This window comes from Dactylosporangium sp. CA-139114 (assembly GCF_050955725.1).
Classification (GTDB): domain Bacteria; phylum Actinomycetota; class Actinomycetes; order Mycobacteriales; family Micromonosporaceae; genus Dactylosporangium.
Genome location: NZ_CP192080.1, coordinates 97,589 through 124,413 on the forward strand (window position 1 = coordinate 97,589; position 26,825 = coordinate 124,413).

Below are 26,825 nucleotides of genomic sequence, written 5' to 3' on the forward strand. Positions count from 1 at the left end.
AGAATGAGGCGATGGAGCGGTTCCGCAACGACGGGCTCGAGTTCGCGGTCGACGATCTGGGCGACGCGAACGCGCCCGCGGTCGTGCTGCTGCACGGGTTTCCGCAGGATCGGCGGGCCTGGGCCGCGGTGGCGGAGATCCTGGTGGCGAACGGGCGGCGCGTGCTCGTGCCGGAGCTTCGAGGCTACGGCGACAAGGCGAGCCCGAAGGAGCGCGGAAAGTACACCCTCGATGCCCTGGCGACCGATGTCGTCGCGCTCGCCGAAACGGCCGGCATCGAACGGTTCGACCTCGTCGGGCATGACTGGGGTGCCGCGCTGGCGTTTCATGTGGCCGGGCGGCATCCCGGGCTCGTGCGCACCCTCACCGCCTTGTCGGTGCCGCATCGCGGGGCCTGGAGCGGGGCCGGGGTGCGGCAGCTGCGGCGGTCGGCCTACATCGGGTTCTTGCAGCTTCCGTGGCTGCCCGAGCTCGTGCTGACCCCGAGAAGGTTCGAGCGGTGGCTCGTGCGCAGCGGGCTCGGGGTCGAGCACGCGCGCCGCTATGCGCGAGCGAAGAACCGGCGAGCCTTGAACTGGTACCGCGCGATGCCGCTACGAGCCACCTTCCCGCGGGTCGGGGTGCCGACCGTCTTCGCGTGGGGCGACGGGGACGAGTTCGTCACCGAGCGGCTCGCGCGCCGGTGTGAACGGTGGGTCGACGGGGAGTACACCTTCGAAATCCTGCGTGGCGTGCGCCACTGGATTCCGGAGATGCACCCCCGCCGAGCCGCGGAGCTGGTGCTCAGGCGCCGCTGATCGAGCGGACGTCCCAGAGGTAGACCCCGTCGACGACCTGGGACGGGGCCGCGTCCGGGGCGACCAGCTTGTCGATCGTCTCGCGCAGGACCTTCTCGTTCCAGTAGCCCACCGGCATCACCAGGTTGGTGGCCTTCCAGTGCTTGATGTCGGCCCGGATCGCGGCCTTCTGCGCCTCGGTCACGGCGGGCGACGTGTTCTGGCGGGCGACCCAGCTCAGGTAGATGATCGTGTCGCGGTAGCCGGGGCCGAAGTGCGCGAACTTGTCGTCCGGCTCGGTGTCGTTGGGGCCGAGGAAGTATCCGGCCGTCAGCTTCACCTCGAAGTTGGTCTCGGTCGACCAGCGCATCATCTTGATGTTGTCGTCCCAGCCGCCCGGCAGCGGAGCCACGACCGGGTTCGGGGGCAGCTTGGTGCGCCAGTTGCCGTTGGTGAACAGCGCCGGCAGCGGCGGGCGGCCGGTCGCGGGCTGCGGGGTCGGGAACAGCGGGACGAGCGCGGCTAGCAGCGCGATGCCCCAGATCAGGGCGAGCTTCGGGCTGCGGCGCGGGGCCGGCTCCCCGCCGCGGGCCGGCGGAGGCGGCGGCTGCTGCTCGAAGACCTCCCCGGAAGAATCCTCGGAAACCTCCCCGGGAGAACCGGAGCCGACCAGCGCGGGCTCGAGCTCGAGAGCCGGAACCGCTGCGGGAGCGGCACCAGAAACACTGGCGGGCCGCAGGCGCTCGACCACGAGCTTGTCGACCAGCAGGGCCAGGCCGACACCCACGCACACCGTCACGATGAGCCCGAGCCGCGTCGGCACCACCGAGTCGAACAGCGGCAGCTTGCTGATCCACTTCCATGGGCCGTGCACGTGGGTGTGCTCGACGCCGTTGAAGCGGATCACGTCGCCGAGGGAGAAGACGGCGAAGACGGCGGCGGTGAGGAACAGGGCCCGGGACAGCCGGTTGCGCCACAGGGCGACCGCGCCGGCGACCAGCACGATGGCGAGCGGCCAGCCGAAGAAGCCGTTCTCCTCGCTGGCGTTGTTCTTGTTCAGCCGGGCCGCCTCGGCGACGTCGCCGGCGATGGAGTAGCGGCCGAAGGTGACGTAGGAGTATGCGTCGAGGTTGATCGCGCGCACGCCCGCGTCGAGGCCGCTGTAGTGCTGGGGGCCGGTGAACTGGAAGTACAGCGGGTAGGCGAGCACGACCCCGGCGGCGAGCAGCGTCACGCCGCACTTGGGCAGCAGGACCTTCGCGAAGCCGGGCAGCTGCTTCCACGGCACGTAGGCCAGGATGAACACGAACAGCGCCATCGCCGTGAAGAACAGCATCTCCTCGTTGATGCCGGCCTGCAGCACCACGAGCAGGGCGAGCCAGAGGCCCTGCCTCCACACGTTGCCGGGGTGGCGCATCCGGAAGACCGCGGCGATGATCAGCGGGATGAAGTACTGCCCGGCGATGTTCGGGTGCCCGGCGATCTGCGACATCATGGCCGGCGCGAAGCCCAGGAACGCGGCGCCGACCGCGGCGGCGGGGCGGGAGCGGCCGAACTCGCGGGTGAGCACCCAGTACCAGGCGATCGCGGTCGCGGCCAGGGCCAGCGTGGAGATGAACGCGAAGGTCACGCCGGCGCCGAGCCACAGCGTCACCGGGGTCAGCGGCAGTGCGAGGGTCAGCACCGACGTGTTCGCCATCAGGTTGACACCCAGGGGCGCGTTGATGTCGTCGGAGAAGAAGGGCGACTCACCCTTCGTGAACAGCTCGGTCGCGTGGGTCAGGAACCACTCGAACGTGAAGCTGTCCTGGAAGTTCAGCGTCAGGTAGCGCCCGTTCGGGTCCACCCAGAGGCGTCCCAGCACGTAGATGGCACCGAGGACAAAACCGACCATGACCAGCGCGTCGACGGTCTTTCCCGTCACCCGCCCCCGAATTCTCACCCGGTGGAGTGTAGGCGAGGGTGATTCCCGCCGACACGCCGCGCCGGTTCTAGCAGGCGGCGCGGAAGGCGTTCAGGTTCACGTTCTTGCGGATGTTGCTGAACTGCAACGAAGCCGGGGTCGGGCACTGGGCGGGCCCGTACTCCACGTGGAACACCGGCTTACCGGCGGCGATGAACGGCTTGAGCTGACCGCATTCACCGTATTCCCGGCAGGACTCGTTGACCGCGAAGTCGAACGCCGGCTGCAGCGCCTTGACCTGATCGAGGTCGTTCTTGAGCCCGACCGCCAGGCCCAGGCCGTGCGCGAGGTCGGCCACCCGGCGGTTGAACGTGAGCTGGTCGGCGGCGGTGAGCGGGAAGCCGGAGTCGTTGCTGTAGCCGTCCATGTTGTCCGGGTCGACCGCGTCGAAGCCCTTGGCCTTGCAGTCGGCGAAGCGCGCGGCCAGGATCGGCCGGAGCACGGTCCAGTTGCGCACGTCGAGCCACTGCTCGCCGGGCCAGCCGTCCAGCGCCTTGCCGCGAACCGAGGCCGGGTACTGCCCGGCGTCCGCGCGCCAGTTCTCGTAGGAGCCGGCGTCCACGTAGCACACGACCTTCCGCCCCGCCTTGTGCAGCGCGGTGACCTGGGCCTTCGTGGAGTCGGCGCCGTCGATGTCGTACACCTGCGCCTCGACGCTCGTGTCAAGCTTCCCGCTGAACTGCATCTGCCAGCTCAGGCCGACGGTGGGCTGCCAGCGGGCCGGGGTGGCGGCCTGGGCGGGGGCGGCCACGGCGAGGACGGCGGCCGTGGCGGCCAGGGCGCTCATGAGGAGTCGACGCATGGTCGCGATATCGGCTCGTCGGGCCCGGGACCGGGTGAAAGCCGGGAGCGCTCCGAGTGCACGACGGTCCCGTCAGCCGAAAAACCCGCAAGACGCGTTCGGTATCGTCCAATGTGACGGAAACGGCCACAAGAAGGTGGACACAGATGGTCCTGAAGATGTCCTCGCTGTTCCTGCGGACACTGCGCGAGGATCCTGCCGACGCCGAGGTCGCCAGCCACAAGCTGCTGGTCCGCGCGGGCTACGTGCGCCGCGTCGCGCCGGGCATCTTCACCATGCTGCCGATGGGCCTGCGGGTGCTGCGCAACGTCGAGCGGGTGATCCGCGAGGAGATGGACGCGATCAGCGGCCAGGAGCTCTCGTTCCCGGCCCTGCTGCCGCGCGAGCCCTACGAGGCGACCGGCCGCTGGACTGAGTATGGCCCCAACATCTTCCGCCTCAAGGACCGCCGCCAGGGCGACTACCTGCTCGGCCCCACGCACGAGGAGATGTTCACGCTCGCCGTGAAGGAGTTCTACTCCTCGTACAAGGACCTGCCGCTGACGCTGTACCAGATCCAGTCGAAGTACCGCGACGAGGCGCGTCCCCGGGCCGGCATCCTGCGCGGCCGCGAGTTCGTCATGAAGGATTCGTACTCCTTCGACGTCGACGACGACGGCCTGCGCGCCGCATATGGCCGCCACCGCGAGGCCTACGTCAAGATCTTCGACCGGCTCGGCCTCGACTACGTGATCTGCTCGGCGACGAGCGGGGCGATGGGCGGCAGCGCCTCCGAGGAGTTCCTGGCCCTCTGCGACATCGGCGAGGACACGTTCGTGCGCTGCGCCAACGGCGACTACGCGGCCAACGTCGAGGCGGTCGTGACCCCGCCGCCCGCCGCGCTGCCGATCGAGGGCCAGCCCGCGGCCCGGGTCGCCGACACGCCCGAAACGCCGACGATCGAGACGCTGGTCGACCTGTTCAACGCCCGCGAGGACCTCCGGCGCGAGGACCGGGCCTGGACCGCCGCCGACACGCTCAAGAACGTCATGCTCATGCTGACCATGCCCGACGGCAAGCGCGAGCCGCTGGCCGTCGGCGTGCCCGGCGACCGCGAGGTCGACCTGCGCCGCGTCGAGGCGGTCGTCGCGCCGGCCGAGGTGGCGCCCATGACCGAGGCCGAGTTCGCGCAGCACCCGGCGCTCGTGAAGGGGTACATCGGCCCCGGCGTGCTGGGCGAGAAGAACTCCTCCGGCATCAGATACCTGGTGGACCCCCGGGTCGTCGACGGCACGAGCTGGATCACGGGCGCCGACGAGCCGGGCAAGCACGTCGTGCACCTCGTCGCCGGCCGGGACTTCACGCCCGACGGCACCATCGAGGCGGTCCGGATCGTCGACGGCGACATCTGCCCGGTCGACGGCGGCCGGCTGGAGCAGGCGCGCGGCATCGAGATCGGGCACATCTTCCAGCTCGGCCGCAAATACGCGAAGGCCCTGGGCCTGTCGGTGCTCGACCAGAACGGCAAGGCGCAGATCGTCACGATGGGCTCCTACGGCATCGGCGTGACCCGCGCGGTCGCCGTGGTCGCTGAGCAGACCGCCGACGAGCGCGGCCTGTGCTGGCCCCGCGAGCTGGCCCCGGCCGACGTGCACGTGGTCGCCGCGGGCAAGACCGAGGAGATCCGCGACGGCGCCGCGCGGCTGGCCGCGGACCTCGAGGCGGCCGGGCTGACCGTGCTGCTCGACGACCGCAAGGACGTCTCGCCGGGCGTGAAGTTCAACGACTCCGAGCTCATCGGCGTGCCGACGATCGTGGTGGTCGGCAAGCGGCTCGCCGACGGCGTGGTCGAGCTCCGCGACCGCAAGTCGGGCGAGAAGACGGAGATCGAGACCGGCACCGCGGTCGACGCGGTGGTCGCGGCCGTTCGCTCCTAGTTCGCTATCCGTACAGTTTCGGCATTTCCGGGTTCGGCCGATCGGCTCCTTGGCGGATCGGCCGAACGGACGGAAGTATGCGGGCAAATCACCACATGAAGCACTCTTCGGTTTGACGGCCGAGCGGGAGTGGCGGATACGTTCAGTCACGACCTTGCTGTCGACGAAGGGTGCAGACGTTGTCCGGCCGACATTCCTTTGTGGGTCGCCGTCACCTCATCCCGATCATCGCCGGGGTCGGTGCCGTCGTCGTGCTCGTCGGGGTCGCGGTGGCGACCATCAATCTCGGCGGTGACGACCCCAAGCCGGTCGCGGCGGTCGACGCCCCGCGCAGCCCGCAGGAGCGCGCGGACCGCGGCGAGCGCCCGTCGCCCTCGGCTCAGCCGAGCCTCGACCAGGGACTGGCGTCTGTGCAGGTCACGGCCTCCCCGACGCCCTCGAGGACGCCGAGCAAGACCAAGACGCCGAGCAAGAGCCCGACCACCAAGGCGCCGGCCGAGGTGGCGGACAGCGGCACCTGCCAGGTGTCGTACTACGCTGATGGGCAGAAGACCGCGAACGGCGAGAACTTCGACCCCAACGGGCTGACCGCGGCTCACAAGACGCTGAAGTTCGGCACGATCGTCCGGGTCACGAACCTGGCCAACGGCAAGTCCGTCGACGTACGGATCAACGATCGGGGACCCTTCGTAGCGGGACGCTGTCTCGATCTCGCCAAGGGCGCCTTCGTGAAGGTCGCTTCGGTGAGCGCTGGAGTAATCAACGCGAAGTATGAAGTACTCAAGTAAGGCAGACCCGGCCGTTTGATGGAGCGGTCCGGCGGTCGGTTGGTGGCATGCTGTTGGCCGGACCTATGAAACGTCAGCTGCTTCCCGAAGCCCGTGCCGGTGTCGGCGCGGCCTTCGTGCTGCTCGCGCTCGTCTTCACCGCGGAGGTGGCGGACGGCTTCCGGGCCGACTACGTCGGCCTGCTCGCGGCCGCGCCCTTCCTCGCCGCGGCGTTCGCGTCGTGGCCGGAGGTGCTCGCCGTGGGCAGCACCGCCACGCTGCTGGCCTTCGTCTTCTGCTCGATCGAGCTGATGCACAGCCGCGATCGCCTGCTCGTGCTGATGCTGAACCTCGGCGGCGTGCTCGTGGCCAGCGGGATCGGATCCGCCGTGGGGGCGATCCGGCAGCGGCAGATCGCGCGGTACGCCGAGCTGTCCCACCTCGCCCAGGTCGCCCAGGGCGCCGTGCTGCGCCCGCTGGGCCCCCAGGTCGGCCCGCTGACGGTCGCGGCCCGTTACATCTCGGCCAGCGCCGCCGCGGACATCGGCGGCGACCTGTACGAGGCCCTGGACACCCCGTACGGCGTGCGCATGATCATCGGCGACGTCCGCGGCAAGGGCCTCGACGCGGTGCGCCTGGCGAGCATCGTGCTGGGGTCGTATCGCCATGTCGCCTTCGAGCGCGCCGACCTGCGCGCGATCGTCGCCGACCTCGACCGCGCGGTGGCCCGCTCGCTGGGCGACGAGGACTTCGTGACGGCGGCGCTGATCGAGGAGCGCGGCGGCACCCTGACCATCGTCAACTGCGGCCACCCGGCCCCGCTGCTGCTGCGCCGGGGTCGCGTGATCCCGCTCGACCCGCCGGCCAACGCGCCCCCGCTGGGCTTCATGCCGGTGGTCAAGCCGCGTGTGGAGCGGCTGGAGCCGGGCGACCGGCTGCTGTTCTTCACCGACGGGCTGGCCGAGGCGCGCCGCGACGGGCAGTTCTTCCCGACCGCCGAGCGGGCTCAGCGGCTGCTCGGGCACGGTACGGTCGCCGACGGGCTGAAGTCGCTCGAGAGCGCGCTCGTGGAGTGGGTGCGGGGGCGGCTCGACGACGACATCGCGCTCGTGCTGGTGGAGTACCAGGGCGTGAAGCCGCAGGCGGCGGTGCCGAGCTGGGAAATCGGCGGCGCGGGAGTGGCGTCCTCGTAGCGCTCAGCGCGGCGCGGGGGCCGTCGCGGTCGCCCGCGGCCCGCCGGCGGCGGCCCATGGTCGTGGGGCGCCGCCGGCCGAGCGGCCGCAGCCACCGCGGAGGCGGCGGCTCTTGGCCACCCACGGACGTCGGGATTCCTGGCGGGAGCGACGGTCCGCAGGTGACGCGGGCCCGAGCAAAAACCTAGGCGGCTTCGACGGCCCTCTGGCGGGGAATGAGTCGGCGCATCGGGGCGCGGTGGCGGCCCGTGTAGAAGCGCGGGTACTTGGGGGCGAAGAGCGAGCCCATGAGGCGGACGATCATGGCGGCGGCCCTCCTTCTGACTGGGAGTAACCGATCAACGACCACGTCACCCGGGGGTGACGGCGTGTCCGCTACTCAACTGCTCCCGGGCGGTACTCAGTGGGCTCCGCTGTGGCCTGGTTCACTCGCGGGTGCGCCTTGTTCCTCGTTACCAGCGAGTAATAAGATGGCTGTTACCGACTGGTAACCCACGTCGGCCATGCTCCTCGGCACGAGATGCTGCGACCCAGAGACGGGGGCCACTCCGCGATGACCCATTACAAGAGCAATCTGCGGGACCTTGAGTTCAACCTGTTCGAGGTCTTCGGCGTCGAGAAGGTCCTCGGTCAGGGCCCGTACGGCGACATCGACGTGGACACCGCCCGCAGCATCCTCGGCGAGGTGGACCGGCTGGCGCGCGAGGACCTCGCGGCGAGCTACGTCGACGGCGACCGCAACCCGCCCGTCTACGACCCGGCGACCTTCTCCGTGCGCATGCCCGAGAAGTTCCGCCAGTCCTACGAGGCCTTCATGGCCGCCGAGTTCTGGCGCCTCGACCTGCCCGCCGAGCTCGACGGCACGGCGGCGCCGCGCGCGCTGTGGTGGTCGCTGGCCGAGCTGGTGCTCGGGTCCAACGCGCCGATCTGGATGTACGCCTCCGGCCCCTCGTTCGCCAACACCCTGCGGATCGAGGGCACCGAGGAGCAGAAGAAGTGGGCCAAGCTCTTCGTCGACAAGCAGTGGGGCTCCACGATGGTGCTAACCGAGCCGGACGCCGGCTCCGACGTCGGCGCGGGCCGCACCAAGGCGATCCCGCAGCCCGACGGGTCCTGGCACATCGAGGGCGTCAAGCGCTTCATCACCAGCGGCGAGCACGACCTGGCCGAGAACATCGTGCACTACGTGCTGGCGCGGCCGGTGGACACGCCCGGCGCGGGCGGCCCCGGCACCAAGGGGCTCTCGCTCTTCGTCGTGCCGAAGTTCCACTTCGACGCCGACACCGGCGAGCTCAAGGACCGCAACGGCGTCTTCGTGACCAACGTCGAGCACAAGATGGGCCTCAAGGTGTCCACCACGTGCGAGGTCACCTTCGGCGGGCACGGGGTGCCGGCCCAGGGCTGGCTGCTCGGCGACGTGCACGAGGGCATCCGGCAGATGTTCCTCATCATCGAGTACGCCCGGATGATGGTCGGCACCAAGGCGATCGCGACGCTGTCGACGGGCTACCTCAACGCGCTCGAATACGCCAAGAGCCGCGTGCAGGGCGCCGACCTGGTCTCCACGGACAAGGCCGCGCCGCGGGTCACGATCATCAACCACCCGGACGTGCGCCGCTCCCTGCTCATGCAGAAGTCCTACGCCGAGGGCCTGCGCGCCCTGGTCTGCTACACGGCGACCTGGCAGGACCGGGTGGCCCTGGCCGAGGCCGCGGGCGACGAGAAGGCCGCGAAGATCGCCAAGCGGGTCAACGACCTGCTCCTGCCGCTGGTCAAGGGTGTCGGCTCGGAGCGTGCCTACGAGCTGCTGGGCCACGAGTCGCTGCAGACCTTCGGCGGCTCCGGGTTCCTGCAGGACTACCCGCTCGAGCAGTACGTGCGCGACTCGAAGATCGACACGCTGTACGAGGGCACGACCGCGATCCAGAGCCTCGACCTGGTGTTCCGCAAGATCGTGAAGGACCAGGGCAAGGCGCTACTCACCGTGGCCGGCGAGATCCAGCAGTTCCTCGAGTCCGAGGGCGGCAACGGGCAGCTCAAGGTCGAGCGCGCGGCGCTGGGCAAGGCGCTCGCCGAGGTGCAGCAGATCCTGGGCATCTTCACCGGCTGGCTGGGCGAGGCCCAGGCCGGCGACCCGCAGGCGCTCTACAAGGTCGGCCTCAACACCCGGCGGTTCCTGCTCGACCTCGGCGACATCGTGGTCGGCTGGCTGCTGCAGCGGCAGGCCGAGGTGGCGCTGAAGGCCCTCGCCGGCGCGGTGTCGCCCGCGGACAAGGCCTTCTACGAGGGCAAGGTGGCCGCGGCGAAGTTCTTCGCGCACGAGGTGCTGCCGCGCGTGGGCGCCGACCGGCGGGTCATCGAGTCGACGACGCTGGACGCGATGCAGGTCGGCGAAGACTCGTTCTGATGCTTGAGTGGGAGGGCAACGGAGCCCTCCCACTTAACCTCGTCCCGTGTGCTCCGCGGTGAGTTCCGCCGTGGACAGGCCCGACCAGGCGCCCTCGAACCGGTGCACCGCGATGCCGGAGGTGGCCAGGCCGCGGTCCTTGAGGGCGTACGGGGCCAGCTCGTGCGACAAATCGGACAGCGTCGGGTTGTGCCCCACCAGCAGCAGGGTCTCGACCGTCACGCCGACCTGCTGGAGCAGCTCCAGCGTGTCGAGGGCCGGGCCGGTGTAGATCCGGTGCTCGAACACGGCCGGCGCGTCGATGCCGAGCTCCGCGAGCGTCTCGCGGGTCCGCACGGCGGTCGAGCACAGCACGGCGTCCGGCCGGAGGGACTGTTCCCGCAGCCACGCCCCGGCCGCGGCGGCGTCGCGGTGCCCGCGCGGCGCGAGCGGCCGCTCGATGTCGGTGGCGTAGTCGTCCGGGTCGGCCGCCTTGGCGTGCCGCAGAAGGATGAGCGTGCGGACGGTCATGGGCACAGCCTCCCCGATTGAAGAACGTCCCGCGTGGGTATCCCTGCCACAGACAGTTACCCAACAGACGCCTCGGGAGGCCTTCGATGGGTATCGGCGGAAGCATCCTACTGATCGTTGTCGGCGCGATCCTGACGTTCGGGCTGAAGGACACCGACGTGGGCCCGTTCAACCTCGACACGATCGGCTGGATCCTCCAGCTCGCCGGGCTCGTCGGCCTGGTCCTGACCCTGTACTTCTGGAACTCGCGCCGCCGCACGGTGGTCGCGGCGGCCCCGCCGCCGCCGCCGCCCGCGGCCGGCACCGTGATCCCGCCCTCGGCCGACGAGGTCATCGAGCGGCGCACCCGGCGCTACTGAACGCTGGACCAACGAGGGGCCGGTCCTGGACCGGCCCCTTTTCAGCGCGCGTAAAGGGCGAAGTAGATCGCGATGTGGTGGCAGATCGCGGCCACCAGCGTGCACGCGTGGAAGAACTCGTGGTGGCCGAAGACCGTCGGCCACGGGTTGGGGCGGCGCAGGGCGTAGAACACCGCGCCGATCGTGTAGAAGGCCCCGCCCGCCAGGGTCAGGACCAGCGCGGTCACGCCGCCCACGTGCAGGATGTCCGGCAGCACGGCGACGGCGACCCAGCCCAGCGCCACGTACAGCGGCGCCGAGAGCCACCGCCGCTTGCTCATCGCCGTGCCCATCTTCATCGCGACCCCCAGCACGGCGCCCGTCCACACCGTGGCCAGGATCGCCACCCGGGTGTGGCCGCTGAGCAGCAGCACGCTGAACGGCGTGTAGGTGCCCGCGATGAAGATGAAGATCATGGAGTGGTCGAGCCGGCGCATGATCTTGTATCCGCGCCCGGACCAGACCCGGCGGTGGTACAGCGCGCTGGTGCCGAAGAGCGCGACGACCGTCAGGCTGTAGATGACACAGCTCACGAACGGGCCCCAGCCGGGGCGGGTGGCGGCGAGCGAGCACAGCACGATGCCGCAGATCACGGCTACGCCCGCGGCGTAGGCGTGCAGCCAGCCGCGCATCCGCGGCTTGCCGAGGTCGACCGGTCGCAGGCGGGTTTCGGACTTCACGGTCACGACTCCAAGGTTACGGTACCGTAGGTTACTCGCAAGTAGCGGCGATGTGACGTCTATCGTGGCGGCGTGCAGTTTCGCCGGGTCGGCGCCGACGCGCTCCTCATCGAGGTCGACACTCCCCTCAACTGGTTCGCGGCGCTGGACGCCGAGCGGGCCGCCGGTCGCCTCGCGGTGGTGGACATCGTGCCCGGCGCGCGCACGGTCCTGCTCGACGGGGTGGCCGACCCCGTGGGACTGGCCGCGCGACTGTCCAACTGGACCTTCGATCCGGCGTCGGAACTGCCCGAGCCACCCCTGACCGTCGACGTCCGCTTCGACGGGATGGACCTGCCGTTCGTCGCCGAGCTCGCGGGGCTGAGCGTCGCCGGCCTGGTCGACAAGCTCACGAGCACCGATTTTATGGTCGCGTTCTGCGGCTTCGCGCCCGGCTTCGCGTACCTGCGCGGCCTGCCCTGGAACATCCCCCGCCTCCCCACCCCGCGCACCCGCGTTCCGGCCGGCTCGGTCGCGCTCGCCGCCGAGTTCGCCGGCGTCTACCCGACCCCGTCCCCGGGCGGCTGGCGGATCGTGGGGCGGACCGAGGCCGAGCTCTTCGACGTGGCCCGCACCCCGCCCGCGCTCATGACGCCGGGCCGCACCGTGCGATTCCGGGCCGCATGAGCGCCGAGCTGCGGGTCGAGGTCGCCGGCCCGCTCACCACCGTGCAGGACCTCGGCCGGCCCGGCTTCGCGCACCTCGGCGTGGCGCGCTCGGGCGCGCTGGACCGGCCGGCGCTCGAGCTCGGCAACCGGCTCGTGGGCAACGCGCCGGGCGCGGCCGGGCTGGAGATCACGCTCGGGCCGTTCGCGGCGGTCGCGACCCGGGCCGGCACCGTCGCGCTCACCGGGGCCGCCGCGCCGCTGCGGGTCGGCGGCCGCCCGGCCCCGCTCAACGCGCCCGTGCCCGTGCGGGCGGGCGATCGCATCGAGGTCGGGCGGGCTGTCTCGGGGCTGCGGGCGTACCTCACCGTCGGCGGCGGCCTCGCCCCCGACCCGGTGCTGGGCAGCCGCTCGACGGACACGCTGTCGCTGCTCGGCCCGCCCGTGCTGCGCGCCGGGGACCGGCTCCCGCTCAGCGCACCCGGGCGCGCACCGGCGCCCGTGGACCTGGCGCCCCGAGCCGCACTCGGCGGGCCCGTCGTGCTGCGGATCGCGTGGGGGCCGCGCGCCGACCTGTTCACGGACGCGGGGCGGCTCGGCACCGGGGAGTACAGGATCCGCAGTGAAAGCAACCGGGTCGGGACCCGGCTGGACGGTCCGGCCCTGACCCGCGCGGACGCCGGGGAGCTGCCCAGTGAGGGGATCGTGCTCGGCGCGGTGCAGGTCCCGGCCGACGGCCGGCCGCTGGTCTTCCTCGCCGACCACCCCACGACCGGCGGCTACCCGGTGGTCGCGGTCGTCCACGCCGCCGATCTGCCGCTGCTCGCGCAGGCCCGGCCGGGCGATAGCGTTCGGTTCCGTGGTGGACCTCAACAGTGACCTCGGCGAGGGCTTCGGCATCTGGCGCCTCGGCGACGACGACGCCCTCCTGACGATCGTGACGAGCGCGAACGTCGCCTGCGGCTTCCACGCGGGCGACCCGGCGACCATGCGCCGGGTCAGCGACCGCTCGGGGGCGCTCGGGGTGCGGGTGGGCGCGCAGGTGAGCTACCGCGACCTGGCCGGCTTCGGCCGGCGCCGGATCGACGTGCCGCCGGACGAGCTCGCCGACGAGCTGCGCTACCAGATCGGCGCCCTGGCCGCGTTCGGGCCGGTCGCGTACGTCAAGCCGCACGGCGCGCTCTACAACGCCGCGGCGGTCGACGCCGGCCACGCCGTGGCCGTCGTGACCGCGGCCGCGGCCGCCGGGGACCTGCCGGTGCTGTGCCAGCCGGGCTCGGTGCTCGCGGGGCTCGCGGCCGAGCGCGGGCTGCGGGTGGTCGCGGAGGGGTTCGCCGACCGCGGATACCTCCCCGACGGCCGCCTCGTCCCGCGCTCCCAGCCCGGCGCGCTCGTCACCGACGCGGCCGCGGTGACCGCGCGGGCCGTGCGCATGGCGGTCGACGGCGTGGTCGAGGCGGTCGACGGCTCGGTGATCCCGATGCCGATCGAGTCGCTGTGCGTGCACGGCGACACTCCCGGCGCGGCCGACATGGCCCGGGCCGTGCGGGACGCCCTCGTCGCGGCGGGCGTCCCCGTGGCGGCCTTCGTCCAGGACGACGGGGCTTAGGCCCGGTCCGGGGCGTCCATCCCGCGCAGGATCAGGGGCAGGCGGGCCGCGCCGTCGTGCACCACGCGGATCGGCACGCCCCAGTCCTGGCGGGTGAGGTGGCAGGCCGGGAACTCGGCGTCGACGTCGCAGGTCGCGGCCTGGGCCACGACCTGCAGGACGCCCGAGGCGACATCCGCCGAGAGGACCAGGCGGCGGCGCAGGTCCGTGGTCACGCCCGCGCCCTCCAGGAGCAGCTCCGGCGGCGAGGCGGAGACCTCGAGCCGGGTCGACGGGCCGAACGACTCGTCCAGCTTCTGCCCCGGCGCGGGCTCGAAGATCAGGTCGAGCTCGACCTCGCCCGGCGCCAGCATGGTCGGCGGGCGCTCGGTGCGGTGCCGCACCCCGGCCACGTCGATGCCGGCCGCCGCGAGCGTGCCCGCGCCCAGCCGCACCAGGCGGTGCGCGCCCGACTCGACCACGACGATGTCGCCGTCCGCGGTCAGCACCAGGTCGCTCGGCTCCGACAGCCCGTCGAGCACGGTCGAGACGCGCCCGCCGGCGATGCGGCGGACGGCGCCGTTGTAGGTGTCGGCGACGAGCACGCTGCCGTCGGCCAGGGCGAGCACGCCGAGCGGGTGCTGCAGCAGCGCCTCGTCGGCGGGCCCGTCGACGTGGCCGAAGTCGAACAGCCCCTGGCCGGCCGCGGTGTGCATCTCGCCGTCCTCGATCCAGCGCACGGCCGAGGACTCGCTGTCGGCGATCCACAGCCGGGAGCCGTCGGGCGACGCCGACAGGCCGGACGGCTGGGCCATCCACACCTCGTGCAGCGGGCCGTCCTTGAGCGCCTCGACGGTCGTCCCGGCGTACATGCCGGCCGTGCGGCGCACCGGGTCGAACCACCACAGCTGGTGGATGCCGGCCATCGCGATGACCACCCGGTCGTCGTACCAGGCGACGTCCCACGGCGAGGAGAGATCCACCGCGAGCGAGTCGTGCGCGTCGAAGTCCACCGTCCCGCGCCACTGCCGCCCGCTGCCGGCGACCGTGCTCACCTCGCCGGTCTTGAGCTTGAGCCCGCGCAGCAGGTGGTTGACGGTGTCGGCGACGACGACGTCGTAGCCGGCGACCTCGGCCGCGTGCGGCGGCAGCAGGCACAGGCCGCCCGGCTCGGAGAACTCGGGCTCGGTGCCGTCCTTGCGGCCGCGCTTGCCGGTGCCGATGCGCCGCACGAGCGTCTCGTTGTCGGCGTCGAGCTCGGCGAGCGACTGGTGCGTGGCGTCGGCGACGAGGAAGTGCCCGTCGGGCAGCGCGAGCGCCTTGCCGGGGAACCGCAGAAGCGTCAGATCACTGTTCTGTACGACATGAGGCGCGTTTCCCCGCCGGAGCGTCCCCTTGGCCTCATGGACGCCGATCAGGTCCTCGATGAGCTTGGTGAGCCCCTGCGCGTGGCCCTCGCCGGCCATGTTGGCCACGACGTAGCCCTCGGGGTCGACCACCGTCAGCGTGGGCCACGCCTTCGCGGCGTACTGCTGCCACATGTTCAGCTCGGGGTCGTCCAGCACCGGATGGTCGACGCCGTAGCGCTCGACCGCGGCGGCCAGCGCGTCCGGGTCCTTCTCGTGCTCGAACTTCGGGCTGTGCACGCCGATCGTCACGAGGACGTCGCCGAAGCGCTCCTCGAGCGGGCGAAGCTCGTCGAGCACGTGCAGGCAGTTGATGCAGCAGAAGGTCCAGAAGTCGAGCAGCACGATCTTGCCGCGCAGGTCCTGGAGGCTGAGCTGGTCGACGTTGAGCCAGCCGCGGCCCTTGAGCTCGGGCGCGCGGACCCTGGCGTACTTTTCCGGCATTTCCCTTATTTCTCGCTGGCCGGGCGGAGGCAGAGCACCTGGTCCTTCTCGCCCTTGTGCTGGAGCACGATGTACGGCTGACTCGCGTCGGAGCAGCTCTCGGGCTTGTCGACCTTCGACACGATCTTGAAGGCGTCCTTGCTCGAGCAGTCGACGCCGGTCGCCGAGTCGCCGTCCTGCTTCACGCAGGAGTTGACCGCGAAGCTCGTGCCGCCCGCGCCGCTGATCTTCACGATGATGGCCGTGCCGGCGACCGCGACGAGGAACACCGCGGCCACGATGAGCAGGCCGATGAGCAGGCCGCGCCGGCTCTTGACCGGGGGCTCGGGCGTCGGGACCGGCTCGCCGTCATGGGGCTGGTGCTCGCCGGGCATGGTGACGAGGTCGCCGTACGGCGGGGCGCCCGACGCCGGGAACTGGCCGGTCGCGGGCGGGGCCGAGGTCTGGTAGGTGCCGTCGGGGGCCGGAGAAGCCTGGTAGATGCCGGTGCCCGCGCCGCTGACCTGGGCGGCTCCGGCCGGGGCACCACTGAACGGCTGCGCCTGGAACGGCGGGGCGCTCGACGGGGCGGCTCCGCCGAACTGCTGCGCCGGGAACGGCGGGGCGCTTGAGGGCTGGGTGCCGAACGGCGGCGCGCTGGCCGGGGTGGCGGCCTGGTAGCCGGCCGGTGGGGCCGACGTCGGGGTGACCTGGGCTCGTGCGCCGTAGGTGCGCGGGCCCGGCTCCGGTGGGATCTGGCCCAGGTTGACCGGGGCGGGGACCTCGGGGTTCGGGGGTGGGACCTTGGCGCTACCCGTGGGGACCCTCGCCGATCCTGATGCGCCCGCGCCGGAGGTCGGGGCCCAGGGGTTCGGGCTCGGATCCGCCGGGGCGGGGCTCGGCTCGTCCTGCGGCTGGTGGGCGGGGTTCGGGTTCACGGGGTTCTGGTTCGCCGGCGTGAATCCCGGGAAGCTTCCGGGCGGGCCGGGGACGGCGGCCGGCGCGGGGCTCTGGCCATAGGTCGTCGGCTGGCCGTAGGTGGTGGGGACGCTCGCCGAGCCGTAGGTGGTGCCGGCGCCCGGGGCGGGGACGCTCGCGGAGCCGGAGACGCCCGGGACGCTCGCCGATCCGCTGGCACCGGGGACTCGGGCGGAGCCCGAGGCGGGCGGGGCGTCAATGTTCGGCAGGGCCTGGGCCGGCATCGGGAACTGGGGCGCGGGGGGTGCGCTCGTGGGCGGCACCGGGGCGGCCGGGGAGTAGGGCTGGGCGGAGCCGGCGGCCGGGGGGTACGGCGGCGGAGGCGGCGCGGCGGCCGGGGGGTAGGACGGTGGCGGCGCGGCGGCCGGGGGGTAGGACGGTGGCGGCGCGGCGGCCGGGGGGTAGGACGGTGGCGGCGCGGCGGGCGGCGGGTAGGCCGCGGCGGCGGGCGGGACCTGCGGCGGGATGGCGGCCGGTGGCGCGGTCGGGCCGGCCGGCGGGAACGGGCCGGGGCGGGCCGCGGGGTCCGCGTCGGCGGGGTCGTGGCCGGGCTGCTGCTGACCCGGGGCGGGCGAGGACGGGACGGGGACCGACGCCTTCGCGCGCACGGCCGGGGGGCGGCCGGGCGGGGGCGTGCTCGACGCAGCCTCGTCCGGCTGCTCGGACGGGTGCTGCTGGTCGGACGTCATGCGTGCCTCCTGTTGGTCAGATCCCGACCGTAGTCGACCGGAGTGTGACATCCCAGAGCCGGTGCCGAGGTTCGTCGGTTCGGATGTTCAGCAAACCAGCACCGGACAACAGACACACAACCGCCCCGGTCCGGGGAGGTCGGACCGGGGCGGTTCGGGGGTGTGCAAGGTCTTCGGCCTAGTTGCGGTTGATCATGGCGTAGAGCTCGTCGCGCAGGGCGCTGGACGGGTTCTTGGCGATGGCGCGCTCGATGGCGTCCATGCGGCGGGCGTGGCTGCGGCGGGCCTTGATGCGCTCGAACAGGGTGCTCACGACGGCTCCTCAGGGAGTTGTAAGGGATGTACTTGCTTCACATCCATTACACGCCGAAACGGTGATCCAGAGCCAGCGATTACGAGGTGACGCGGCCCACCCGCCGATGATTCGTAGGCTCCGTCCTGCGCAAACGCCCTGTTCGTCGGCCATGTGACATCCGCGGGGCAGTCCACCGCGCGCGAATTGGCCTGCTCGCGGCCGCTTTTCGCGCGGATATCGATCTTGATGCATGACTGGCCCGACTCGGACTCAGGACTTGTCGAACCGCAACGGCAACGGTGGCCCCGCGCGAGTGCGCGAGGCCACCGTTGGAGGTGCGTGGGTGCCGGGTCAGCTCCAGGCGAGCAGGGCGCCCTCCGGGTCCTCCAGGAACGCGCCCACGTCGCGGAGGAACTTCGAGCCCAGTTCGCCGTCGATGATCCGATGGTCGAACGACAGGCCGAGGGTGGTCACCTGGCGGATCTTGATCTTGCCCTTGTGGACCCAGGGCTGCTCGCGTACGGCGCCGAACACGAGGATCGCCGACTCGCCCGGGGGCAGGATCGGGGTGCCGGAGTCCACCCCGAAGACGCCGACGCTCGTGATCGTGAAGGTGCCGCCCGTCATGTCGGCCGGCGGGGTCTTGCCGTCGCGCGCGGTGCCGACCAGCGTGGTCAGCGCGTCGGCGAGCTCGCGGGTGGTCAGGTCCTGGGCGTCCTTGATGTTCGGCACGATGAGCCCGCGCTGGGTGGCGGCGGCGATGCCCAGGTTGACGTAGTGCTTGACCACGATCTCGTCGCCGGCCCAGGCCGAGTTGACCAGCGGGTGGCGGCGCAGGGCGAGCAGGCACGCCTTGGCCACGATGAGCAGCGGCGAGACCCGCGCGTCCCGCCAGTCGCGGTGCGCCTTGAGCCGCTCGAGCGCCTTCATGGAGCGGGTCACGTCGACCGTGAGGAACTCGGTCACGTGCGGGGCCGTGAACGCGCTGGCCACCATGTTCTCGGCGGTCAGCTTGCGCACGCCCTTGACCGGGATGCGCTCCTCGCGCTCGCCGGGCGCCCGGGCCGGGGCCGGGATCGCGGCCCCGACGGGGGCCGACTGGGCGCCGAGCACGTCGTCGCGCGTGATCGAGCCCGACGGGCCCGTGCCGGCGATCGTGCTCAGGTCGACGCCGAGATCCCGGGCCAGCTTGCGCACCGGAGGCTTGGCGAGCACCGCGCCGTTCCGGGCGGCCGGGGCGGCCGGAGCCGGAGCCGCGGGCGCCGCCGGAGCCGGGGGCGGGGGTGGCGGGGGCGCGGCGACGGGCGCCGGCTCCGAGGCGGGCACCCGAGGCCGGCGCTTCGCGGCGGTCGTGCGGGGGCCGTAGCCCACCAGCACCGCGGTGCGGCCGCCGGGCGCGGGGCCGCCGATCATGCCGGGCTCCACCGGGCCGTCGCCGGCCACCTCGACGGCGGCGAGCGAGGCGGCCGACGGCGTCGGCGCGCCGGCGGGCAGGTCGCCCGCGGCCGGGTCGGTGTCGATCGAGATGATCGGGTGGCCGACCTCGACCATGGTGCCCTCGGCGTGGAAGATCCGGATCACCTTGCCGGCCCACTTCGCCGGGATCTCGACCGCGGCCTTGGCGGTCTCGACCTCGACGATCGGCTGGTTGAGGGTGATCGTGTCGCCCTCGGCCACCAGCCACTTGAGGATCTCGCCCTCGGTGAGGCCCTCGCCCAGGTCGGGCAGGTTGAACTCCTTGACCCTGGTCATGTGCGCGCGGCCCCCTAGAACCCGAACGAGCGGTCGACGGCGTCGAGCACCCGGTCGAGGTCCGGCAGGTACTCCTCCTCCAGGCGCGCGGCCGGGTAGGGAGTGTCGAAGCCGGTGACGCGCAGGACCGGGGCCTCGAGGGAGTAGAAGCACTCCTCGGTGACCCGGGCCGCGACCTCCGAACCGAGGCCCAGGTTCCCGGGCGCCTCGTGCACGACGACCGCCCGGCCCGTGCGGCGCACCGACTCGTACACCGGCGCCATGTCCAGCGGCGAGAGCGTGCGCAGGTCGATGACCTCGATGGAGCGCCCGTCCTCGGCCGCGGCGGTGGCGGCGTCCAGCGCGGTGCGGACCATCGGGCCGTAGGCGATCACGGTGACGTCGGTGCCGGGCCGGGCGACGCGCGAGGCGTGCAGCGGCAGGCTGGCCGAGTCGACGTTGACCTCGCCCTTCTCCCAGTAGCGGCGCTTGGGCTCCATGAAGACGATCGGGTCGTCGGACTCGATCGACTGCTGGATCATCCAGTACGCGTCGTCGGGCGTGGCGGGCGAGACGACCTTGAGGCCGGCGGTGTGGGCGAAGTACGCCTCCGGGGACTCCGAGTGGTGCTCGACCGCGCCGATGCCGCCGCCGAACGGGATGCGGATGACGATCGGCAGGCTGAGCTTGCCCCCGGAGCGGTAGTGGATCTTGGCTACCTGGGAGACGATCTGGTCGTACGCCGGGTAGACGAACCCGTCGAACTGGATCTCGCACACCGGGCGGTAGCCGCGGATGGCGAGGCCGACCGCGGTGCCGACGATGCCCGACTCGGCCAGCGGGGTGTCGATGACCCGCTCGTCGCCGAAGTCCTTCTGCAGCCCGTCGGTGATGCGGAAGACGCCGCCGAGCTTGCCGACGTCCTCGCCCATGATGAGGACCTTGTCGTCGCGCTCCATGGCGCGGCGCAGGCCGGTGTTGAGCGCCTTGCCGATCGAGAGGTTCTCCGCGGCGGCCATCAGTGCCCACTCCCCTCGAAGGACGCGAGGTACTTGGCGAACTGTTCCTTCTGCTGTTCGAGCTCGGGGGAGCCGTGGGGGTACACGTGATCGAACAGCGTCATCGGGTCGGGGTCCGGCATCGAGAGCACGCGCTCGCGCAGGTTGACGGCGGCCACCCGGGCCTCCTCGTCGGTGGCGTCGAAGTAGTCGTCCTTCGCCATGCCCTGCTTGGTCAGGAACGCGCGGAGCCGCTTGATGGGATCCTTCGCCTGCCAGGCCTCGACCTCGCTCGCGATGCGGTAGCGGGTCGGGTCGTCGGAGGTGGTGTGGGCGCCCATGCGGTACGTGTACGCCTCGATGAGCGACGGGCCCTGGCCGTGCCGCGCGTCGTCCAGCGCCTTGCGGGTGACCGCGTAGCAGGCGAGCACGTCGTTGCCGTCCACGCGCAGGCCGGGGAAGCCGAAGCCACTGGCGCGGTGGTACAGCGGGACGCGGGTCTGGCGCTCGAGCGGCTCGGAGATCGCGTACTGGTTGTTCTGGCAGAAGAACACCAGCGGCGCATTGAAGACCGAGGCCCAGATGAAGGCCTCGTTCACGTCGCCCTGGCTGGTGGCGCCGTCGCCGAAGTAGGCGATGACCGCCTCGCCGTCGTCCGAGCCGACCTTGCCGTCCTTGGTGATGCCCATGGCGTAGCCGGTCGCGTGCAGCGTCTGTGCGCCGATGACGATCGTGTACATGTTGAACTTGAACTCGTTGGGGTCCCAGGCTCCCTGGTCGACCCCGCGGAACAGGCTCAACGGCATGATCGGGTCGATGCCGCGGGTGTAGAGCACGCCGTGCTCGCGGTAGGTCGGGAACGCCATGTCCTGCGCGCGCAGGGCCCGGCCGGAGCCGACCTGGGCCGCCTCCTGGCCCAGCAGGCTCGCCCAGATGCCGAGCTCGCCCTGGCGCTGCAGCGCGGTGGCCTCCGCGTCGAGCTTCCGGACCACGACCAGGTCGTGGTAGAGGGCGCGGTACTCGTCATCGGTGAAGTCGACCGTGTAGTCGGGGTGTTCGACCCGGTCGCCCTCGGGGGTGAGCAGCTGCACGAACGCGGGTTCCGGCGCGGCCCGTGTTCCTGACGCCCGGGCCTTGACTTCGCCCTTCGCCATCCGTATCTCCCTGTCGTCTTTCGCGTCGGCAGCGGGGGTTGACCCTGCCACGCGGCGGGGGTGTCTGCCACGCGGCGACCCGGTGGGATCGGCGCGTCGCGGGTGGGCACGAGGATTCGTGCCCGGGAGCCGACCCCGGGCTCTGCCTCGCAGGGTATGCGGAGGCTACGGCCCCGTTGCCGGTGTGTGTCCAGCATCGCAGAAGGCGTGTCCGTCGACACCCTGGAGTCGGCCCTCACCGACGGGCTAATACCGGAAAATCCCCCCACGTCGGGCAGATCTTCTCCGCGTTACGTCGCGTTAGTCCGAATGACCCCGCTGAGTTTGGAGTTCCGTTGTCCTCGGACGTGCGCAACCATCGGCTGTTCTCGCCCAACCGGCGGCCGCTGCTGATCTCCGCGCTGCTGGTTCTGCTCACCTCGGTGCCGACGATGATCGTCGTGGCGGCCGGCAGCGCGACGCTGGACAGTGCGCCGCCGACCCGCACCCCTGTCGTGGCCGACCCGCAGCCGGGTCCGGTCGTGGTGGGCTCGGGCCCCGCGTCCGGCCCGCACGCCTCGGGGCCGGCGGGTGGTCACTGGATCGCCGCCGTGCCGACCGCGCCCCAGCCGCCGCTGCGGCCCCGCACGACTCCACGGTCCACGCAGGGTTCCGGGGGATCGGGAGGCGGCAGCGGTACTTCCGGCAGAACGCCCCATCGCCTCAACCCCTCGATGGAGGCGTCACCCCCGAAGACGGACGAGACGCCGATACAGGACCGGGCGTGGCCCGGCTGGGACAGCACCATCAAAGAGTCGTCATACGGTATCCACCAGGGTCGGTCGATCGGACAGTTCCGGTCGGCCGATTCGGCTTTCGGGGCGTCACCGTCCGGCGCGCGTGTTCGAGTTGCGCGTCACGACCGCCCATGCCGTCGCGAAGGGCTTGCACGGCCAGTGCGTGCACCCCGCCGTGCAGCCGCCGCCGGGCCGGCCCGTGACGGGCTGGTGGTGTTCGACCCGGCGCCGCGCGTCCGTGACCGCGTGGTCGTAGATGACGGGCATGATGCTCCTCAGACCCCCTGGACCGCGGGTGCGGTCCACAGCAGGCGCGCGTTGTAGAGCTGCTGCGCCGTGGCGAGCGCGGCCTCGGCGGAGCGGAACACGGCGACCTCCGTCTTGCCGTTGCCGAGGCGCCAGCTGAGTACTGCCTGGTCGGGCAGCTCATGTCCCCAGGCGACGACTTGCGGGTGGTCGTCATCGAGTGGATCGGCGACAATGCCGAAGAGCCGTGGTGCGCCTTCGAGCAGGAGCGTGTCGTTCTCGAACACCACTGATCTCCCTCCGGCCGAGGTGCGATCTGACGCATTCAGAATGCACGTGCAAGTTACGCACGGCAATACGGTGTTGCGAACTTGAGTAGAGCAAGGCAATCGCTTACCCAACACGCGCTTGCGCGCCACCCCGGTAACGGACACACTCGTGCTGAGTAATGGAGGTGAGCGGTGTCCAGCGCCCACAGCCCCACGTTCCCCCGTTTCCAGTTGGGCAAGCAGCTGCGCGAGATGCGCGAGAAGGCTCGGCTCACCACGGAGGACGTCGGCCTGCAGCTGGACTGCTCACCGAGCACGATCAGCCGGATGGAAGGCGGCAAGGTCGGCATCCGGCGCAGCACGCTGGAGCGTCTGCTGGAGATTTACGAGGTCACCGACCAGGAACAGATCGACACCCTGGTCGTCCTCGCGCGTCAGGGCAAGACGCGAGGCTGGTTCGCCCGCTACGGCGACCTGCCCGCGAGCTACTCCCGCTACATCGGGTTGGAGTCCAACGCAATCGAGATGCGCGACTACGAGGCGCTCGTGGTGCCCGGGATGCTCCAGACGGAGGAGTACACGCGGGCGCTGCTCGCGGCCTCTCCCAGCGAGTCCGAGGATGCCGTCGAAGCCCACGTCAAGGCGCGCCGCGAGCGGCAGAACCTGCTCAGCCGCGCCGAACAGCCCCTGCAGCTCATCGCGGTCCTCGATGAGAGCGTCATCCGGCGCAGCATCGGCGGACCGGACGTCATGCGGTCGCAGCGCAAGCACCTGGCCGACATGGGCCGGGAGAGAAACGTGACGGTCCAGGTCCTGCCCTTCTCCGGAGGGGCATATGCCGGCATGGCCGGATCGTTCGCGATTCTCAAGTTCCAAGATGCACCAAGCGTCGTGTACGCCGAGGCCATGACCGGCGACATCTACCCGGCCGCCGATGATGTCCAGCGCTACGCCGACGTGTTCGAGAATCTGCGAGCTGCCGCGCTCAGCCCGTTGGAGTCGATCAAGCTGATCGAGGATTCTGCGAACTGAGTCCGGCCCAACCCGAAGGAGTGCGCAGATGGCTGCGCTGAACGAGCAGTGGCACAAGCCCACGCGAAGCGGTAACAACGGACAGTGCGTAGAAGCGCGGTTCGTCGACGGCGTCGTCGAGGTCCGCAACTCCAACTCCCCCGACGCGGGCCTGGTTCGCTTCACCCGCGCGGAATGGGACACCTTCATCGCCGCGGTCGACGTGGACGGCGAATTCCGCCTCCCGTAGCGGGGACTCCCGCCCCATCTGCCGGGGCGGTGCAACACATGCGGTGAACAGCGAAGGGACGACCCCCGACCGGGTCGTCCCTTCGTCGTAGCTGCGAGCCGTTTTCGATGCTATCCCTCGCATCCGGGCCCGGATACCGCCTGCTCTTCAGTCGCGGGATGCAGCAAAAAGCGGCGAATCGGTCCCGGTAGCAATCCTGCGATGTGGGTGTCGCGATCCGGCCCGGCGGAGTAACTATGAGTTATGAGCACTCAGGTGTCGCCGGCGACGCAGGTGTCCGCGCTCACGATCCGGTCGTACCGTCCGACCGACCATCGCGCGTGCCGGCAGCTGTGGGCCGAGATGACCGCGGCGGATGCCGGGCTCTACGGAGGCCCGTCCGACGACGACTCGGGGGCGGCCTTCGAGGAGTACCTCACCCGGCTCGACCTGTCCGGCATGTGGGTCGCCGCGGACGTGAGCGGCGGGGTCCTCGGCATGGTCGGGCTGTTGCTGGACGGCCGCGGCGGCCAGGTCGAGCCGCTGGTGGTCTCCGCCTCCCGGCGCGGCGAGGGCATCGGCCGCACCCTGCTGGCCCACGTGGCCGACCAGGCCCGGCGGCGCGGGCTGGGCCAGCTGAGCATCTCGCCCTCGGCGCGGAACCTGGACGCCATCCGATGCCTGCACGCGGCCGGCTACGACGCGCTGGCCCGGGTGACGCTGGCGATCGATCTGCGGCCTTCGAGCGCAACGTTCGACGACGGCATCGACCTGTATGACCGCCGGTTCCGGTATTAGTCGATCAGGGCGCCGCGCGCCACTTGTCGCTTGTCTTCAATCTGGCTCTGGTCCGTTTTCGAGCGCGCGTTAGCACATCTCGCGCGGCGACGTAGGCCCCTGTGGACGGTTGTCCACAGGCCACGATTCGGGCTTCCGGGCGGACCCGGGGCGGTCCAGGCTCGTCGGCATGGCTTCCCGACTGCGCCTGCGCGGACCCGCCGAGCTCCTCTCGGCCATGCCCTACCTCATGGGGTTTCACCCCACCGACAGCCTCGTCGCGCTCGGCCTGCGCGGCTGCGGCCTGCACCTGCAACTGCGCGGCGACCTGCCCGACGACCACGACGCCGCCGCGGTGCTGGCCGAGCACTACGGACGCCTGTTCCGGCGCAACGCGATGGACGGCGCCATGCTCATCGGCTACGGCCCGCCCGAGCGGACCGAGCCGTTCCTGCGCGCGGTGGGCGCGGCGATGACGGAGCGCGGCATCGCGGTGCTGGACCTGCTGCGCACGCACGAGGGCCGGTACTGGTCGCTGCTGTGCGAGGTCCCCGGCTGCTGCCCGCCCGAGGGGCGCGCGTTCGACCCGGCGACGTCGATCGCGGCGGCCGAGGCCACCCTCGCCGGGCTGGTCGCACTGCCCGATCGGGCCGCCGTCGCCGCCACGTTCGCCGGGCCGAGCGGGCCGGCCCTCGAGGCGATCGAGGAGGCCGGGGACCGGGCCAATCTGCGCGTCCTGCGCCTCGTGGCCGGCCGCGACCCGAGCGGCGTGCGCACGGCCGCCGTGGCCGAGGGCCGGGCCGCCCTCGACGCGGCCCTGGCCTGCTACGCGAGCGGGCGCCGGCTCACCGACGACGAGATCGCGTGGCTGCAGGTGCTCCTGCTCGTGGTCGACTTCCGCGACCGGGCCTGGGAGCGCCTCGACCGCGATGTGCGCCGCGCGAACGGCCTGGCCAAGGCGCACCGCGAGCTGTGGACCGACCTGGTGCGCCGCTGCGAACCGTCCGCGGTCGCGCCGTCGGCGACCCTGCTGTCGTACCTGTCCTGGCGCACCGGCAACGGCCTGCACGCCTCGCTGGCGCTGGATCGGGCGCTGGACGCCGATCCCGGCTACTCCGCGGCCGCCCTCATGGCCGAGATCCTCGCGCGCGGGCTGTCGCCGAGGCAGGTGCCGCCGCTCGGGCGCTCCCGCCGCCGGACCACGCGCCGGGTGGCCGTGCGGGCCTCCTCCTTCGCGCGGACCGGTTCCGGGGCTCGATCGAAGCTGTGCCCCGGCCCTTCCGGCAACACGGCCCCCGCTTTCTGGGTCTTCGGGCCCGAGGACAGCCTGAGGGCCGCCGGCCTCGGCGAGGAAGACGCGCCCGTCAACGGCGAGGGAGGGCCGGAGCGCCCTGGACACGATGAGGGGCGGCATACACGTTGAACGTCGGCCCGCGCAGGAAGCCGACGAGCGTGAGCCCCGCCTCGGCCGCGATGTCCACGGCGAGGGTGCTCGGCGCGGACACGGCGGCGAGCAGCGGGATGCCGGCCATCCAGGCCTTCTGGCACAGCTCGAAGCCGGCCCGCCCGCTGACCATGAGGATGTGCTCGGCGAGGGGGAGCCGTTCCTGGCGGACGGCCCACCCGACGACCTTGTCGACCGCGTTGTGCCGCCCGATGTCCTCGCGGAGGCAGACGAGCTCGCCGCCGGCCGTGAACAGCCCGGCCGCGTGCAGGCCGCCGGTCGTGTCGAACGCGCGCTGGCGACGCCGGAGCGTGCCGGGGAGCCCGGCCAGGACGGCGGGCGTGACGGTGAGGGGGTCGCGGCTCACGTCGAACGTCGAGCGGGTGCGCACGGCGTCGATGCTCGCCTTGCCGCACACGCCGCACGAGGAGGTGGTGTAGAAGTTGCGGGCGGCCTGCTGAGCGACCGGCGCGGGGACGTCGGCGCCCAGCCGGATGTCCACGACGTTGTACGAGTTCGGCTCCTCGTCGCCGGCGCACAACTTCGCGGTGACCACGTCCGCGGCTCGCCCGATGACGCCCTCGGTCAGCAGAAAGCCGATCGCGAGGTCGAGGTCGTCACCGGGCGTGCGCATGGTGACGGCGAGGGCCTGCCCGCCGACTCGGATTTCGAGCGGCTCCTCGGCGGCGAGCGTGTCCGGCCCGACCCGCGCCTCGACCTGCGCCTCGACCCGCTCGTCGGTCGGCCGCGAGATG

Annotated in this window: 25 protein-coding genes and 2 pseudogenes; 14 read left to right on the plus strand and 13 right to left on the minus strand. The window is 71.7% G+C overall.

Annotated features, from left to right (window positions below; genetic code table 11):
* The first annotated feature begins 11 nt into the window (after window positions 1-11).
* Window positions 12-797: an alpha/beta fold hydrolase gene (locus ACQP2P_RS00470; protein WP_433612160.1), complete on the plus strand. Its 786-nt coding sequence runs from the start codon at window positions 12-14 to the stop codon at window positions 795-797.
* Here ACQP2P_RS00470 and ACQP2P_RS00475 read toward each other — a convergent pair.
* Window positions 784-2,718, minus strand: a complete 1,935-nt coding sequence (locus ACQP2P_RS00475; protein WP_433612162.1) for a hypothetical protein — start codon at window positions 2,716-2,718, stop codon at window positions 784-786. The genes ACQP2P_RS00470 and ACQP2P_RS00475 overlap by 14 nt on opposite strands.
* Before the next feature lie 49 nt (window positions 2,719-2,767).
* Window positions 2,768-3,541, minus strand: a complete 774-nt coding sequence (locus tag ACQP2P_RS00480; RefSeq protein WP_433612164.1) for an endo alpha-1,4 polygalactosaminidase — start codon at window positions 3,539-3,541, stop codon at window positions 2,768-2,770.
* A 146-nt stretch (window positions 3,542-3,687) separates the two neighbouring features.
* Between ACQP2P_RS00480 and ACQP2P_RS00485 the strand changes: the two genes are divergently transcribed.
* From ACQP2P_RS00485 to ACQP2P_RS00505, 5 genes and pseudogenes are all read left to right on the plus strand, one after another.
* Window positions 3,688-5,457, plus strand: a complete 1,770-nt coding sequence (locus ACQP2P_RS00485) for a proline--tRNA ligase (protein WP_433612166.1) — start codon at window positions 3,688-3,690, stop codon at window positions 5,455-5,457.
* Between the two features lie 200 nt (window positions 5,458-5,657).
* Window positions 5,658-6,245: a septal ring lytic transglycosylase RlpA family protein gene (locus ACQP2P_RS00490; RefSeq protein ID WP_433612168.1), complete on the plus strand. Its 588-nt coding sequence runs from the start codon at window positions 5,658-5,660 to the stop codon at window positions 6,243-6,245.
* Window positions 6,246-6,292: 47 nt separating this feature from the next.
* Window positions 6,293-6,500, plus strand: a pseudogene (locus ACQP2P_RS00495) (serine/threonine-protein phosphatase); the annotation flags it as partial.
* 119 nt (window positions 6,501-6,619) lie between these two features.
* Window positions 6,620-7,417: pseudogene (locus ACQP2P_RS00500) on the plus strand (PP2C family protein-serine/threonine phosphatase); the annotation flags it as partial.
* A gap of 553 nt (window positions 7,418-7,970) precedes the next feature.
* The gene (locus ACQP2P_RS00505) at window positions 7,971-9,824 is read left to right on the plus strand and encodes an acyl-CoA dehydrogenase (RefSeq protein ID WP_433612170.1); all 1,854 of its coding nucleotides are present in this window, start codon (window positions 7,971-7,973) and stop codon (window positions 9,822-9,824) included.
* A 33-nt stretch (window positions 9,825-9,857) separates the two neighbouring features.
* Here ACQP2P_RS00505 and ACQP2P_RS00510 read toward each other — a convergent pair whose 3' ends face one another.
* A complete protein-coding gene (locus ACQP2P_RS00510; RefSeq protein WP_433612172.1) occupies window positions 9,858-10,334 on the minus strand; it encodes a SixA phosphatase family protein in 477 nt (158 codons plus the stop codon).
* Between the two features lie 86 nt (window positions 10,335-10,420).
* Here ACQP2P_RS00510 and ACQP2P_RS00515 point away from each other — a divergent pair, with 86 nt between their 5' ends.
* Window positions 10,421-10,693, plus strand: coding sequence for a DUF6458 family protein (locus tag ACQP2P_RS00515; protein WP_433612174.1), 273 nt, complete (start codon window positions 10,421-10,423; stop codon window positions 10,691-10,693).
* A 41-nt stretch (window positions 10,694-10,734) separates the two neighbouring features.
* Here ACQP2P_RS00515 and trhA read toward each other — a convergent pair whose 3' ends face one another.
* Complete coding sequence (trhA, locus tag ACQP2P_RS00520; RefSeq protein WP_433618891.1) at window positions 10,735-11,364, minus strand: PAQR family membrane homeostasis protein TrhA; 630 nt, start codon at window positions 11,362-11,364, stop codon at window positions 10,735-10,737.
* Between the two features lie 120 nt (window positions 11,365-11,484).
* Between trhA and ACQP2P_RS00525 the strand changes: the two genes are divergently transcribed.
* From ACQP2P_RS00525 to ACQP2P_RS00535, 3 genes are read left to right on the plus strand one after another with little or no spacing between them, the layout of a single operon-like run.
* Complete coding sequence (locus tag ACQP2P_RS00525; RefSeq protein ID WP_433612176.1) at window positions 11,485-12,078, plus strand: 5-oxoprolinase subunit B family protein; 594 nt, start codon at window positions 11,485-11,487, stop codon at window positions 12,076-12,078.
* Window positions 12,075-12,935, plus strand: coding sequence for a biotin-dependent carboxyltransferase family protein (locus ACQP2P_RS00530; RefSeq protein WP_433612178.1), 861 nt, complete (start codon window positions 12,075-12,077; stop codon window positions 12,933-12,935). Before ACQP2P_RS00525 ends, ACQP2P_RS00530 begins: the two co-directional genes overlap by 4 nt.
* Entirely contained in the window at window positions 12,919-13,665 is a 747-nt protein-coding gene (locus tag ACQP2P_RS00535) for a LamB/YcsF family protein (RefSeq protein ID WP_433618893.1), read from the plus strand. Before ACQP2P_RS00530 ends, ACQP2P_RS00535 begins: the two co-directional genes overlap by 17 nt.
* Here the strand turns inward: ACQP2P_RS00535 and ACQP2P_RS00540 are convergent.
* The 8 genes from ACQP2P_RS00540 to ACQP2P_RS00575 form a co-directional block, all read right to left on the minus strand.
* Complete coding sequence (locus ACQP2P_RS00540) at window positions 13,662-15,494, minus strand: NHL domain-containing thioredoxin family protein (protein WP_433612180.1); 1,833 nt, start codon at window positions 15,492-15,494, stop codon at window positions 13,662-13,664. The two genes, ACQP2P_RS00535 and ACQP2P_RS00540, sit on opposite strands and share 4 nt — an antisense overlap.
* A 5-nt stretch (window positions 15,495-15,499) precedes the next feature.
* A complete protein-coding gene (locus ACQP2P_RS00545) occupies window positions 15,500-17,140 on the minus strand; it encodes an LppU/SCO3897 family protein (protein WP_433612182.1) in 1,641 nt (546 codons plus the stop codon).
* 178 nt (window positions 17,141-17,318) lie between these two features.
* Window positions 17,319-17,453, minus strand: a complete 135-nt coding sequence (locus tag ACQP2P_RS00550) for a hypothetical protein (RefSeq protein WP_433082038.1) — start codon at window positions 17,451-17,453, stop codon at window positions 17,319-17,321.
* Window positions 17,454-17,786: 333 nt separating this feature from the next.
* Window positions 17,787-19,187, minus strand: coding sequence for a dihydrolipoamide acetyltransferase family protein (locus ACQP2P_RS00555; protein WP_433612185.1), 1,401 nt, complete (start codon window positions 19,185-19,187; stop codon window positions 17,787-17,789).
* Between the two features lie 14 nt (window positions 19,188-19,201).
* The gene (locus tag ACQP2P_RS00560; RefSeq protein ID WP_433082042.1) at window positions 19,202-20,185 is read right to left on the minus strand and encodes an alpha-ketoacid dehydrogenase subunit beta; all 984 of its coding nucleotides are present in this window, start codon (window positions 20,183-20,185) and stop codon (window positions 19,202-19,204) included.
* Window positions 20,185-21,318, minus strand: coding sequence for a pyruvate dehydrogenase (acetyl-transferring) E1 component subunit alpha (gene pdhA, locus ACQP2P_RS00565; RefSeq protein WP_433612187.1), 1,134 nt, complete (start codon window positions 21,316-21,318; stop codon window positions 20,185-20,187). Before pdhA ends, ACQP2P_RS00560 begins: the two co-directional genes overlap by 1 nt.
* A gap of 863 nt (window positions 21,319-22,181) precedes the next feature.
* Window positions 22,182-22,361 carry a hypothetical protein gene (locus ACQP2P_RS00570; protein ID WP_433612189.1) on the minus strand — a complete coding sequence of 60 codons (180 nt, stop codon included), beginning with the start codon at window positions 22,359-22,361 and terminating at the stop codon, window positions 22,182-22,184.
* Between the two features lie 8 nt (window positions 22,362-22,369).
* Complete coding sequence (locus ACQP2P_RS00575; RefSeq protein ID WP_433612191.1) at window positions 22,370-22,627, minus strand: hypothetical protein; 258 nt, start codon at window positions 22,625-22,627, stop codon at window positions 22,370-22,372.
* A gap of 174 nt (window positions 22,628-22,801) precedes the next feature.
* Between ACQP2P_RS00575 and ACQP2P_RS00580 the strand changes: the two genes are divergently transcribed.
* From ACQP2P_RS00580 to ACQP2P_RS00595, 4 genes are all read left to right on the plus strand, one after another.
* A complete protein-coding gene (locus tag ACQP2P_RS00580; RefSeq protein ID WP_433082050.1) occupies window positions 22,802-23,641 on the plus strand; it encodes a helix-turn-helix domain-containing protein in 840 nt (279 codons plus the stop codon).
* A gap of 28 nt (window positions 23,642-23,669) precedes the next feature.
* On the plus strand, window positions 23,670-23,870 hold the full coding sequence (locus ACQP2P_RS00585) for a DUF397 domain-containing protein (RefSeq protein WP_433082052.1): 201 nt from the start codon (window positions 23,670-23,672) through the stop codon (window positions 23,868-23,870).
* 243 nt (window positions 23,871-24,113) lie between these two features.
* Entirely contained in the window at window positions 24,114-24,647 is a 534-nt protein-coding gene (locus ACQP2P_RS00590; RefSeq protein WP_433612194.1) for an N-acetyltransferase family protein, read from the plus strand.
* A gap of 169 nt (window positions 24,648-24,816) precedes the next feature.
* Window positions 24,817-26,049, plus strand: a complete 1,233-nt coding sequence (locus tag ACQP2P_RS00595) for a DUF4192 domain-containing protein (protein ID WP_433612196.1) — start codon at window positions 24,817-24,819, stop codon at window positions 26,047-26,049.
* On the opposite strand, the gene fdhD is transcribed toward ACQP2P_RS00595, so the two are convergent.
* On the minus strand, window positions 25,991-26,824 hold the full coding sequence (gene fdhD, locus ACQP2P_RS00600; protein ID WP_433618894.1) for a formate dehydrogenase accessory sulfurtransferase FdhD: 834 nt from the start codon (window positions 26,822-26,824) through the stop codon (window positions 25,991-25,993). The two genes, ACQP2P_RS00595 and fdhD, sit on opposite strands and share 59 nt — an antisense overlap.
* Between the last annotated feature and the right edge of the window lies 1 nt (window position 26,825).

Excerpts from the sequence above, each read along its gene's own strand:
- ACQP2P_RS00470 (WP_433612160.1), top strand. The coding sequence starts at position 12 with ATGGAGCGGTTCCGCAACGACGGGCTCGAGTTCGCGGTCGACGATCTG.
- ACQP2P_RS00480 (WP_433612164.1), bottom strand. The coding sequence starts at position 3,541 with ATGCGTCGACTCCTCATGAGCGCCCTGGCCGCCACGGCCGCCGTCCTC.
- ACQP2P_RS00485 (WP_433612166.1), top strand. The coding sequence starts at position 3,688 with ATGGTCCTGAAGATGTCCTCGCTGTTCCTGCGGACACTGCGCGAGGAT.
- ACQP2P_RS00505 (WP_433612170.1), top strand. The coding sequence starts at position 7,971 with ATGACCCATTACAAGAGCAATCTGCGGGACCTTGAGTTCAACCTGTTC.
- ACQP2P_RS00510 (WP_433612172.1), bottom strand. The coding sequence starts at position 10,334 with ATGACCGTCCGCACGCTCATCCTTCTGCGGCACGCCAAGGCGGCCGAC.
- ACQP2P_RS00515 (WP_433612174.1), top strand. The coding sequence starts at position 10,421 with ATGGGTATCGGCGGAAGCATCCTACTGATCGTTGTCGGCGCGATCCTG.
- trhA (WP_433618891.1), bottom strand. The coding sequence starts at position 11,364 with ATGCGCGGCTGGCTGCACGCCTACGCCGCGGGCGTAGCCGTGATCTGC.
- ACQP2P_RS00530 (WP_433612178.1), top strand. The coding sequence starts at position 12,075 with ATGAGCGCCGAGCTGCGGGTCGAGGTCGCCGGCCCGCTCACCACCGTG.
- ACQP2P_RS00540 (WP_433612180.1), bottom strand. The coding sequence starts at position 15,494 with ATGCCGGAAAAGTACGCCAGGGTCCGCGCGCCCGAGCTCAAGGGCCGC.
- ACQP2P_RS00545 (WP_433612182.1), bottom strand. The coding sequence starts at position 17,140 with ATGACGTCCGACCAGCAGCACCCGTCCGAGCAGCCGGACGAGGCTGCG.
- ACQP2P_RS00555 (WP_433612185.1), bottom strand. The coding sequence starts at position 19,187 with ATGACCAGGGTCAAGGAGTTCAACCTGCCCGACCTGGGCGAGGGCCTC.
- ACQP2P_RS00560 (WP_433082042.1), bottom strand. The coding sequence starts at position 20,185 with ATGGCCGCCGCGGAGAACCTCTCGATCGGCAAGGCGCTCAACACCGGC.
- pdhA (WP_433612187.1), bottom strand. The coding sequence starts at position 21,318 with ATGGCGAAGGGCGAAGTCAAGGCCCGGGCGTCAGGAACACGGGCCGCG.
- ACQP2P_RS00570 (WP_433612189.1), bottom strand. The coding sequence starts at position 22,361 with ATGCCCGTCATCTACGACCACGCGGTCACGGACGCGCGGCGCCGGGTC.
- ACQP2P_RS00585 (WP_433082052.1), top strand. The coding sequence starts at position 23,670 with ATGGCTGCGCTGAACGAGCAGTGGCACAAGCCCACGCGAAGCGGTAAC.
- ACQP2P_RS00590 (WP_433612194.1), top strand. The coding sequence starts at position 24,114 with ATGAGCACTCAGGTGTCGCCGGCGACGCAGGTGTCCGCGCTCACGATC.
- ACQP2P_RS00595 (WP_433612196.1), top strand. The coding sequence starts at position 24,817 with ATGGCTTCCCGACTGCGCCTGCGCGGACCCGCCGAGCTCCTCTCGGCC.